Source organism: Bacteroides sp. 3_1_23, assembly GCF_000162555.1.
GTDB classification, from domain to species: domain Bacteria; phylum Bacteroidota; class Bacteroidia; order Bacteroidales; family Bacteroidaceae; genus Bacteroides; species Bacteroides ovatus.
The window spans coordinates 347,830-360,477 of record NZ_GG774949.1 but is presented as its reverse complement, the minus strand read 5'-3'; the positions used below and the strand labels follow the sequence as shown (position 1 = coordinate 360,477).

The 12,648-nt window shown below is 41.9% G+C and carries 7 protein-coding genes; all 7 read left to right on the top strand.

Annotated elements, in window-relative coordinates; genetic code table 11:
• Positions 1–865: 865 nt before the first annotated feature.
• The 7 genes from HMPREF9010_RS22625 (at position 866) to HMPREF9010_RS22655 (ending at position 12,537) form a co-directional block, all read left to right on the top strand.
• Complete coding sequence (locus HMPREF9010_RS22625) at positions 866–2,926, top strand: acetate--CoA ligase family protein (RefSeq protein WP_008646563.1); 2,061 nt, start codon at positions 866–868, stop codon at positions 2,924–2,926.
• Positions 2,927–3,025: 99 nt separating this feature from the next.
• Entirely contained in the window at positions 3,026–7,042 is a 4,017-nt protein-coding gene (locus HMPREF9010_RS22630; protein WP_008646562.1) for a hybrid sensor histidine kinase/response regulator transcription factor, read from the top strand.
• Positions 7,043–7,098: 56 nt separating this feature from the next.
• On the top strand, positions 7,099–8,106 hold the full coding sequence (locus HMPREF9010_RS22635; RefSeq protein ID WP_008646561.1) for a family 43 glycosylhydrolase: 1,008 nt from the start codon (positions 7,099–7,101) through the stop codon (positions 8,104–8,106).
• A 39-nt stretch (positions 8,107–8,145) separates the two neighbouring features.
• Complete coding sequence (locus tag HMPREF9010_RS22640; protein ID WP_008646560.1) at positions 8,146–9,441, top strand: Gfo/Idh/MocA family oxidoreductase; 1,296 nt, start codon at positions 8,146–8,148, stop codon at positions 9,439–9,441.
• A complete protein-coding gene (locus HMPREF9010_RS26440) occupies positions 9,438–9,680 on the top strand; it encodes a hypothetical protein (protein WP_008646559.1) in 243 nt (80 codons plus the stop codon). The genes HMPREF9010_RS22640 and HMPREF9010_RS26440 overlap by 4 nt, the downstream gene beginning before the upstream one ends.
• Positions 9,681–9,706: 26 nt before the next feature.
• Positions 9,707–11,125 carry a Gfo/Idh/MocA family oxidoreductase gene (locus HMPREF9010_RS22650; RefSeq protein ID WP_004311145.1) on the top strand — a complete coding sequence of 473 codons (1,419 nt, stop codon included), beginning with the start codon at positions 9,707–9,709 and terminating at the stop codon, positions 11,123–11,125.
• Between the two features lie 62 nt (positions 11,126–11,187).
• Positions 11,188–12,537, top strand: a complete 1,350-nt coding sequence (locus HMPREF9010_RS22655; RefSeq protein ID WP_032852408.1) for a DUF1080 domain-containing protein — start codon at positions 11,188–11,190, stop codon at positions 12,535–12,537.
• Positions 12,538–12,648: the final 111 nt, after the last annotated feature.

Sequence of the window (12,648 nt, the reverse complement as noted above, 5' to 3'; positions counted from 1 at the left end):
CGGATTAACACAGATTATTTCATTGAAAAGTGGTCACAGAATGAAACAGGAACGTTTCGTAATAAAAAAACAGGTAAAAAGAAAGTGTTTTACCCTGATATAAGTTGGCTAGAAAATAGCGAATTTGTATCGGGGTATTTTTATATTTTCTATTATGTTCTATTTTTAAGATTGAAACAGATTAGGAGTATCTAAATTGTATTCTAATAAAAGAAGTGACGTATAAAATACTGTATGAATATGCGGAATAAGTAATCTTTCTTGAATACAAATGAGTGAATATTCATGATTGTTGATAGAATCATGAATCATTGCTTTTAAAGGAAGACTTCGTTCCTTTTAAAGAAACGGTTTATTGGTCAGTGAGAAGTACTTTCTTGCTTTTAAACGAAAGGACAAAAGGGCATTTAGAATACTTGTTTTGTGCTGGTTGCTGTCGAATAGGTAACATGTGAGTTGTTTCTATTTGAACTTATATTTGCAATAATCTGCTCCTGAAATTAGGAATTTTGCCTTTTTGATGTTGAATCGAATGATTTAAAGTCTGTTTTGTGTGAATATGGATTATGCAACTTGCTTATCCTTCAAGTTTTCCAATATACTCCGGACTCATCTTGTATATTTTTGATTCTGTATGAGTTTTATGTCCATTTTTTCTGCATAAAGTAATATTCTGTTCTAATGATAAGAATTACATGGTAAGATTATAGCTTTGCATTTCAATAAGTCAGTATAATCTATATAATTTCTTGCTCATTTCCTCTTTTATCATCTATTTCCATCTATATTTCTCCCTTTTTTCTTTCTTTTTTCTCGTAAGAAAGAATATATTTGTACCTAAGTTAAACGAAAACCAAAGCATGATATGATAACAACCCAGTTGCTTCGTCCTGAAAGCATTGTTGTAGTAGGGGCATCGAATAATGTACATAAGCCGGGTGGCGCAATATTAAAGAATTTGATAAATGGAGGTTATCGGGGAGAGCTTCGAGCGGTGAATCCGAAGGAGAAGGAAGTACAGGGAGTTCCTGCTTTTGCGGATGTGAGCGATCTGCCGGATACGGATCTGGCAGTGTTGGCTATACCTGCTGTAATGTGTCCCGATATTGTGGAAACATTGGCCAGCAAGAAGCAAACCAGGGCATTTATCATACTTTCTGCAGGTTTTGGTGAAGAAACCCACGAAGGAGCACTGTTGGAAGAGCGTATTCTGGAAACAGTCAATAAATACGGAGCCTCATTGATTGGTCCTAATTGCATCGGATTGATGAACACATGGCATCATAGCGTGTTCAGCCAGCCAATTCCCAATTTAAATCCGAGAGGGGTGGACTTGATTTCCAGCTCCGGTGCTACGGCGGTATTTATTCTCGAAAGTGCCGTAACAAAAGGTTTGCAGTTCAATTCAGTCTGGTCGGTGGGAAACGCCAAGCAGATCGGTGTAGAAGATGTATTGCAATTTATGGATGAGAACTTCGATCCCGAAAAAGATTCTCATCTGAAACTACTCTATATTGAAAGTATTCAGAATCCGGACAGGTTGTTATTCCATGCTTCGTCTTTGATTAGAAAAGGGTGCAAGATTGCGGCAATCAAAGCCGGAAGTTCGGAGAGCGGAAGCCGGGCGGCATCTTCCCATACAGGAGCAATCGCCAGTTCCGATTCGGCAGTAGAGGCTTTGTTCCGTAAAGCAGGCATTGTGCGTTGCTTCTCTCGTGAAGAATTGACTACTGTGGGTTGCGTGTTTACTTTACCCGAATTGAAAGGAAAGAATTTTGCCATTATCACTCATGCCGGAGGGCCGGGAGTGATGCTGACAGATGCGTTGAGTAAAGGCGGACTGAATGTGCCTAAGCTGGAGGGAGAAGTAGCCGAGGAACTAAAAGCCCAACTATTCCCCGGTGCTGCCGTCGGAAATCCTATTGATATTCTGGCTACCGGAACACCGGAACATCTGCGCCTTTGCATTGACTACTGCGAGGAAAAGCTTGACAATATAGACGCCATGATGGCCATCTTCGGAACTCCGGGATTGGTTACTATGTTTGAAATGTATGATGTGCTTCACGAAAAGATGCAGACTTGCAAGAAACCGATTTTTCCCATTCTTCCTTCCATTAATACAGCCGGAGCAGAGGTTTCCGCCTTCCTGGCAAAAGGGCATGTGAATTTTGCAGACGAAGTGACCTTGGGTACTGCCCTTTCACGTATCGTCAATGCTCCTAAACCGGCAGTTCCTGAAATAGAACTGTTCGGAGTGGACGTTCCGAGGATTCGTCGTATTATTGATTCTATTCCGGAGGATGGTTATATCGCTCCCAATTATGTACAGGCATTGTTGCACGCTGCCGGTATTCCGTTGGTAGATGAATTTGTTTCCGACAATAAAGAGGAGATAGTAGCTTTTGCCCGTCGGTGCGGATTTCCGGTAGTTGCCAAGGTTGTTGGTCCTGTGCACAAATCAGATGTCGGCGGTGTCGTTCTGAACATTAAAAGTGAGCAACATCTGGCACTGGAATTTGATCGTATGATGCAGATACCTGATGCAAGAGCAATTATGGTACAGCCGATGCTGAAAGGTACGGAACTGTTTGTTGGCGCAAAATATGAAGAGAAGTTCGGCCACGTGGTACTTTGTGGTTTGGGAGGTATTTTTGTGGAGGTGCTGAAAGATGTATCTTCCGGTTTGGCTCCGCTTTCTTACGAAGAAGCTTATTCAATGATTCATTCTTTGCGTGCTTATAAAATCATTCAGGGAACACGTGGGCAAAAGGGAGTCAACGAAGATAAATTTGCTGAAATTATTGTCCGTTTGTCCACTTTGCTACGTTTCGCTACAGAGATCAAAGAAATGGATATAAATCCGCTCTTAGCAACAGAAAAGGCCGTTGTAGCAGTTGACGCGCGTATCAGAATAGAAAAATAGGACTATTCTTTCATTCATTGAGACATATTTACTATCTTTCCGCTGTGATTTTGCCTACATTTGGTAACTCAAACGGAAGGATAGAAAACACGTATGTTTATGAAGAAAGTTCTCATATTTTTAATCTGTTTAATCGGCTATCAGATCGGCTGCCATGCGCAAATGGCGGACGAGCATTATTATTTCAAAAATCTTAGTGTACAGAACGGGTTATCTCAAAATACGGTCAATGCGATTTTGCAGGATAAGCAGGGCTTTATGTGGTTCGGCACAAAAGATGGTTTGAATAGATATGACGGTTTGTCATTCCGCAAATTCAAACATGATGACCGCACACGGCGGAGCATTGGTAATAATTTTATCACAGCTCTTTATGAGGATGCAAAAGGAAATATCTGGGTAGGTACGGATGTAGGACTTTATATCTATAATCCGGAAAAAGATTCTTTCCGGCATTTTGCTGAATTGAGCGCAGAAAACACGAAAATAGAGCATACCGTAACTGCAATCTCCGGAGACAACAAAGGATGTGTCTGGGTAGCGGTAGAGTCGCAGGGGCTATTTTGTTATGATCTGGAGGAAGGAATACTCCAGAACCACACATTGAAGAACTTTTCTTTTATCTCCACCAATGTCCAGTCTTTTGTTTTCGATAATAGCGGAACCCTTTGGATTGGCTGCTATGGCGATGGACTTTTTTATTCGAAAGACCGTTTGCAAACCCTTCATCCTTATGTATCACCTGTAGACGATCAAAAAACTTATGAGAATGATGTCGTGATAGGCCTGGTGAAAGGAGCATATAATTGTCTATATATAGGCTCTTTAAAAGGAGGAGTGAAAGAACTGAACCTGACCTCTAACAAACTGCATGATTTACTCTCTAAAGATGAAAGTGGAGAGTCTGTTTTTTGTCGTGAACTGCTGGTTGCTTCTGACAATGAATTGTGGATTGGTGCAGAATCGGGACTCTATATTTATAATCTCCGAATGGGTAAGTATGTTCATTTGCGCAGTTCGATCAACGACCCTTATTCTTTATCCGACAATGCTATTTATTCATTGTGTAAGGATCGCGAGGGTGGCATCTGGATTGGCTCTTATTTTGGCGGTGTGAATTACTATCCTCGTTTTTATACGTATTTCGAGAAATATTATCCCAAAGGGACTGATAATGGTTTGCGTGGGAAACGAGTACGTGAGTTCTGTCAGGATAATCAAGGTATTTTGTGGATTGGTACGGAGGACGGTGGTCTGAATCGTTTCAACCCCAAGACCAAAACATTCTCCTTCTTTACGCCCAGTAGTGCTTTTACCAATGTGCATGGTTTATGTTTAATTGGAGATCATATTTGGGTAGGAACCTTTTCAAAAGGAGTGAAAGTAGTAGATACGCGTACGGGAGCTATCGTGAAAACCTATCAGAAAACGGATTCTCCCCGTTCATTGATAGATAATAGTGTTTTCTCTATTTGCTGCACAACGACTGGTGATATTTACTTGGGAACTTTGTTCGGCTTGCTCCGATATAATAAACAGTCTGATGATTTCGACCGGATACCGGAACTGAACGGTCGGTTTGTGTATGACATAAAGGAGGACTCCGGAGGAAATCTATGGTTGGCAACTTATGCTAATGGAGCCTATTGCTACAATGTGAGTGAAAAGAAATGGAAGAATTATTTGCACGATGAAAATAATCCGAAGAGCCTTCCGTATGACAAGGTCTTGAGCATCTTTGAAGATTCTCACCGGCAAATCTGGCTGACTACCCAAGGAGGAGGATTCTGTCGTTTTCAGCCGGATACGGAGACATTTGCCAACTATAATTTATCTGCTGGTTTGCCGAATGATGTCGTATATCAGATTGTAGAAGACAAGGACGGTCTTTTGTGGTTGACAACCAACAACGGTTTGGTCTGCTTCCAGCCCACAACCGGAGTGATGAAAGTATATACCACTTCCAATGGATTGTTGGGCGACCAGTTTAATTATCGTTCGAGTTTTGAGGCCGAGGATGGTACGATTTATTTGGGTAGTATCGATGGATTTATCGCTTTTAATCCCAAGAATTTCTCGGAGAACAAGTTTCTCCCGTCTATTGTAATTACTGATTTCTTTCTGTTTGGAAAGGAAGTATATGCTGGTGAACCGGGCTTTCCGTTGGAAAAGAGTATCACTTTCTCTGACCAGCTTGTTCTCCAGTCTAATCAGAATTCTTTCTCTTTCCGTGTAGCTGCGCTGGATTTTCAGGCTCCTAAGACAAGTCGGATTATGTATAAGTTGGAAGGCTTTGATACAGACTGGTTGACAGTTGGTGAAAGCCCTATTGTTACCTACTCCAATCTTCGATATGGTGATTATACCTTCCGGGTGAAAGTTGCCAATAGTGATGGAGTATGGAGTGACGATGAAGTGATATTGGAAGTGCATATTCTTCCTCCTTTCTATCTTTCTATATGGGCGTATTGTGTGTATGCTTTGCTGATTATTGGCTGTTCTTTATATACAGTTATGTATTTCAAGAGGCGTAGTAACAACAAACACCGCAGGCAGATGGAAAAATTCGAGCAGGAGAAAGAACGTGAAGTTTACCATGCAAAGATTGATTTCTTTACCAATGTGGCCCATGAAATACGTACGCCGTTGACATTGATTAAAGGTCCGTTGGAAAACATTATATTGAAGAAACAGGTTGATGCGGAAACACGGGAAGACCTGAACGTAATGAAACAGAATACGGAACGATTGTTGAACCTGACTAACCAGTTACTTGACTTCCGTAAAACGGAAAGTCAGGGATTCCGTTTGAATTTTGCGAAATGTAATGTAACGGAGGTCTTGAAGGAGACTCATGTACGTTTCACTTCCCTTGCCAAACAAAAAGGTTTGGAATTCACCTTGCAAGTGCCTGAAAAGGACTTTTATGCACATGTGAACCGGGAGGCGTTTACGAAGATTATCAGTAATTTGTTGAACAATGGGGTGAAGTATGCTGAAAGCTACGTACACATATCTTTGGAAGTGCCGGAAGCGGATGATAATAATTCATTCCGTATTCGTACAGAGAATGATGGGGTGATTATTCCCAATGAGATGAAGGAGGAGATATTTAAACCTTTCGTTCGTTTCAATGAAAAAGAAGACGGAAAAGTGACCACTGGAACAGGAATCGGCTTAGCTCTTTCCCGTTCATTGGCAGAACTGCATCAAGGAACCCTGGCTATGGGAGCAGGGGAAGAAAATAATACCTTCTGTCTGACTTTGCCGATCGTTCAGGATATGACAATAACCTTAACACCGGAACCGGAAGTTGAAATAGACAGGATGAATGAAATTCCTGTTGGAGAGACGGAAAAGAAAGATAATCGGCCTACAGTGCTGGTTGTAGAAGATAATCCGGATATGCTTGCCTTTGTAGTGCGTCAGCTATCGAAAGAATATACTGTATTGACTGCCACTAATGGTGCGGAAGCGTTGCAAGTGTTGGATGGTAATTATGTGAACTTGGTGGTTAGTGATGTTGTGATGCCTGTGATGGATGGTTTTGAATTGTGTAAGACGATCAAGTCAGATTTGAATTATAGCCATATTCCCGTTATTTTGTTGACTGCGAAGACGAATATCCAGTCTAAGATAGAGGGAATGGAACTGGGAGCAGATGCTTATCTGGAGAAACCTTTTTCTGTGGAATATTTACAGGCTTGTGCTTCCAGCCTTATTCAGAATAGGGAGAAACTGCGCAAGGCTTTTGCACAGTCTCCTTTTGTGGCAGCCAATACGATGGCGTTGACAAAAGCTGACGAAGATTTTATAAAGAAGTTGAATGAGGTTATCCAGGTGAATTATAGTAATCCGGAATTTAGCATGGATGATATGGCGGATAGCCTGAATATGAGCCGTTCTAATTTCTATCGGAAGATAAAGGGAGTCTTGGATTTGAGTCCGAATGAATATCTTCGACTGGAACGTTTGAAGAAGGCTGCTCAATTATTGAAAGAAGGAGAAAACCGGGTAAATGAGATTTGCTATATGGTAGGGTTTAATTCTCCGTCTTATTTTGCCAAGTGTTTCCAGAAGCAATTTGGAGTGCTTCCAAAGGATTTTGTAAGTTAATATTAATTTATAGCTATAAAGATAAGGTAAAAAGGAGCTTTTAAAAGAATGATTTGATGAAAAAGTATGTAAATTTGTTCGTTTTCGTATTCATGATAGGTGCTTGTCTTTCGCAGGGGAGAGCACAGACAAAGTCTGCAGTGAGTTATAAGAATCCGGTTGTAGATATTGCCATGCCCGATCCTACGGTGATTAAAGCTGCAGATGGTTATTTTTATGTGTATGCTACCGAATCTACCAGAAACGTTCCGATCATGAAGTCGAAAGATTTGGTGGAATGGACGTATTGCAACACTGCATTCACGAATAAAACTCGTCCCAGATTTGAACCTAAAGCTGGAATCTGGGCACCTGACATTAATTATATTAACGGTAAATATGTGCTTTATTATGCAATGTCAGTGTGGGGAGGAGAACAAACGTGTGGAATAGGGGTAGCTACGGCCAACTCTCCGCAGGGACCTTTTACGGATCATGGTAAGATGCTCCGTAGCAATGAGATTGGTGTACAGAACTCGATCGATCCTAGTCTCCTGCAGTATGAGGGGAGAAACTATTTGGTATGGGGCAGCTTCCGGGGAATATATGTTATTGAGCTGACTGAAGATGGTCTGTCATTGAAGCCGGGAGCGGAAAAAAAGAGAATAGCAGGAACTGCTTTTGAAGCTGCCTATATTCATAAGCACGGCGATTATTATTATATGTTTGCCTCTATCGGAAGTTGTTGCGAGGGGATTAGGAGTACTTATAAAGTTGTAGTGGGCCGCTCTAAAAAAGTCTGGGGACCCTACAAAGATAAGTCGGGCAAACCGATGTTGAAGAATGGTTATTCTTTGGTGATAGGTGCGAATGATCATTTTGTAGGCAATGGGCACGGTTCGCAGATTATCCGGGATGATGCCGGACAAGACTGGCTTCTGTATCATGGTTTTTCAAGATCGATCCCGGAGAACGGACGTATTCTGTTGCTGGACCAAATCAAATGGGATAAAGAAGGATGGCCTTATGTAGAAGGAGAATCTCCTTCTTACGAAACACAAAAAGCACCTGTATTTAATAACTGATTTTCAAATAAACTAATTATAATCTTAAATACCACAAGCATGAAACATACCCCTATTAGCAGGCGGGATTTTCTAAAGAATTTAGGCATAGCCGGGGCTGGCACTCTTCTTGCAGCAAGCCCTTGGCTTTCTGCTTTTTCGGAGGTGACGAACACCTCAAACGAAAAGTGCCGTCTGGCAATAATCGGTCCTGGTTCCCGGGGACGTTTTTTAATGGGATTTCTGGCTAAGAACCCCAAAGTCGAGATCGTAGCATTGTGCGACATTTATAAACCGTCTATCGAGAGCGCATTGGAACTTGTGCCTAATGCCAAAGTGTATGGTGACTACCGGGAAGTGCTGGAAGATAAGTCGATAGATGCCATACTCGTAGCTACCCCTCTTAGTTCGCATTGTAAAATCGTCTTGGATGCTTTCGACGCAGGAAAGCATGTATTTTGTGAGAAGTCGATAGGTTTTACGATGGAAGAGTGTTACCGTATGTATCAGAAACATCGTAGCACGGGAAAGATTTTCTTCACTGGTCAACAACGTTTGTTCGACCCTCGTTACATCAAAGCGATGGAGATGATTCATGCGGGTACCTTTGGTGAAATAAATGCAATCCGTACCTTTTGGAACCGGAATGGCGATTGGAGACGCTCGGTACCTTCACCCAATCTGGAACGCCTGATAAACTGGCGTCTTTACAAGGAATTCTCGAAGGGACTGATGACGGAACTCGCTTGCCACCAGCTTCAGATCGGAAATTGGGCTTTGCGTAAGATTCCCGAGAAGGTGATGGGGCATGGTGCCATTACTTATTGGAAGGATGGCAGGGATGTGTATGATAATGTGAGTTGTGTATATGTCTTTGATGATGGGGTGAAGATGACGTTCGACTCCGTTATATCCAATAAATTCTATGGACTGGAAGAACAGATCATGGGTAACCTTGGTACGGTAGAACCGGAAAAGGGAAAATATTACTTTGAGAATGTGGCTCCTGCACCGGCTTTCCTGCAGATGGTGAATGATTGGGAAAACAAAGTTTTCGATTCTCTTCCTTTTGCCGGAACGAGTTGGGCTCCGGAAACTGCAAATGAGAACACTGGAGAGTTCATTATTGGAGAACGTCCTAAGAGTGACGGTACGTCCTTGTTGCTGGAAGCGTTCGTTGAAGCCGTCATAACACAAAAACAACCGGAAAGAATAGCGGAAGAAGGATACTATGCAAGTATGCTTTGTTTGCTGGGACATCAGGCACTGGAGGAAGAGCGGATGCTCTACTTCCCCGATGAATATAAAATAGATTATCTGAACCATCAATCTGTAAAAACACCCGAAGCAGTATGAAAGACACGATTGTAACCGCACGACGAAAGAAAATAGAGTTAATTACTTTACTCGTTTGTTTCGTAGTATCCAATTTGATACACCTCTATGCAATTATAGCTTATCATGCGCCATTTACGGAGATGATAACTTCTATTTTTTATATCATCATATTTACTTTTGTGCTTTATGCTTTTTGGGGGATTTTGCGTCTCTTGTTTAATGGGCTACGGGCATTGTTTACTCGTTCACGAACTTAATCAATATCAATGAAAATAAATAACTTATGGTAACACGAAGAGATTTTCTGAAAACGATGTCAATGGCTTCTGCCGGATTGGCGTTGGGGGCAGGTGACTTACTGCATGCTCAAACGATTTCACCCAAGAAAGGAAGAGGTGACAAGGTAAAGATAGCCTATATCGGCATTGGTAACCGCGGTGAACAGATTATTGAAGATTTTGCGCGGACAGGTATGGTAGAAGTGGTAGCGTTATGTGATGTGGACATGGGTGCCAAACATACGCAAAAGATTATGGCTAAATATCCGAAGGCAAAACAGTTTAGAGATTTCCGCCAGATGTTTGATAAAGCCGGTAATGAGTTTGATGCTGTGGCGATTGCTACTCCCGACCATTCACATTTCCCGATCAGTATGCTGGCATTGGCATCCGGAAAACATGTATATGTAGAAAAACCGCTGGCCCGTACTTTCTATGAAGCGGAATTGTTGATGCAAGCTGCGCTTAAACGTCCTAACTTGGTTACCCAGGTAGGAAATCAGGGACATTCTGAAGCAAACTATTTCCAGTTTAAAGCTTGGATGGATGCGGGAATTATCAAAGACGTAACTGCTATCACTGCCCACATGAATAACCCGCGCCGTTGGCATAAATGGGACACTAATATCTATAAACTTCCTTCGGGACAGCAACTGCCGAAAGATATGGACTGGGATACCTGGCTCGGAGTTACCCCTTATCACGAATATAATAAAGATTATCATTTAGGACAATGGCGTTGCTGGTATGATTTTGGTATGGGTGCATTGGGCGACTGGGGGGCGCATATCCTCGATACGGCTCACGAGTTTCTGGAACTGGGATTGCCTTATGAAGTTACCATGCAATACGCAAATGGTCATAATGATTATTTCTTCCCTTATTCTTCCACGATTCTCTTCCGCTTCCCGCAACGTAAAGGGATGCCACCGGTAGACATTACTTGGTATGACGGTCTGGATAATCTTCCTCCTATTCCTGCCGGTTATGGAGTATCGGGACTGGACCCGAACATTCCTGCGACAAATCAGGGAGATACTCCTGCGGCTAAATTGAATCCGGGAAAGATTATCTATACGAAAGATTTAATCTTTAAAGGGGGGAGTCATGGAAGCACTTTGTCTATTATTCCGGAAGAGAAAGCGAAAGAGATGGCTGGCAAATTACCGAAGGTTCCTAAAAGTCCTTCCAATCACTTCGAAAACTTCTTATTGGCATGTAACGGTATTGAAAAGACGCGCTCACCGTTCGAAATCAACGGTGTTTTGAGTCAGGTGTTCTCACTGGGTGTAATGGCTCAACGGCTTAATACACAGCTATTCTTTGACAGCCGCACGAAACAGATTACAAATAATGAATTTGCTAATGCAATGTTGGCGGGACTTCCGCCGCGTAAAGGTTGGGATGAATTTTATAAATTATAAATAGAAACAGCTTTTTCCATTCCTTTCTTTAGGAGAAGGGGATGGAGAAGGACCAATAAATAATCATGAAAAATATTGTATTAACTTTACTTTTATTTTGTGCCGCTTCGTTGGGCGCACAAAACTGGGAACCTCTTTTCAACGGGAAAAACCTGAAAGGATGGAAGAAATTGAATGGCAAAGCCGAGTATAAAATTGTAGATGGCGCTATTGTCGGTGTATCTAAGATGGGAACTCCCAATACATTCCTGGCAACGACAAAGAATTATGGTGACTTTATCCTTGAATTTGATTTCAAGATAGATGATGGTTTAAATTCCGGCGTACAGCTTCGCAGTGAAAGCAAGAAGGATTATAAGAAAGGCCGCGTACACGGTTATCAGTTTGAGATTGATCCTTCGAAGCGCGCTTGGTCGGGTGGCATTTATGATGAGGCACGTAGAAACTGGCTTTATCCTTTGACACTGAATCCGTCGGCAAAAACCGCTTTTAAGAATAACGCATGGAATAAAGCCCGTATTGAAGCTGTTGGTAATTCGATCCGTACCTGGATAAACGGAGTTCCTTGTGCTAATATCTGGGATGATATGACTCCTGTAGGTTTCATTGCTTTGCAAGTGCACGCTATTGGAAATGCGGCTGATGAAGGAAAAACAGTTCGTTGGAAGGATATCCGTATTTGTACGACGGATGTAGAACGCTATCAGACACCGGAAGCGCAAGCTGCACCGGAAGTGAATCTGATTGCCAACACGATTTCTCCGAGCGAAGCAAAAGAAGGCTGGGCTCTATTATGGGATGGTAAGACTACTGACGGATGGAGAGGCGCTAAACTTTCTACTTTCCCTGCAAAAGGCTGGAAGATAGAAAATGGTATTTTGAAAGTAATGAAGAGTGGTGGAGCTGAATCTGCAAATGGTGGTGATATTGTGACTACCCGTAAATACAAGAACTTTATTCTGAAAGTAGACTTCAAGATTACTGAAGGTGCAAATAGCGGAGTTAAATATTTTGTGAATCCGGGGCTGAATAAAGGGGAAGGCTCTGCTATCGGTTGCGAATTCCAGATTCTTGACGATGACAAGCATCCTGATGCAAAACTGGGTGTGAAAGGCAACAGAAAGCTGGGCTCGTTGTATGACCTGATTCCGGCTCCTAAAGATAAACCATTCAACAAGAAAGAATTCAATACTGCTACTATCATTGTAAAAGGCAATCATGTAGAACATTGGCTGAACGGAGTTAAGCTGATTGAGTATGATCGTAACAATGATATGTGGAATGCATTGGTAGCATACAGTAAATATAAAAACTGGCCTAATTTCGGAAATCCGGAGGAAGGTAATATACTTCTTCAGGACCACGGAGATGAAGTATGGTTCAAGAACGTGAAGATTAAAGAACTGAAATAGTTCCGTTTTCTAGTTATTAGGAGATACGTCAAAACTCCTTTATGATTTTTATTCAGGCACGGATTACACGGGTTTCACGGTTACTCTAATGAAATAAAAACCGCGTAATCT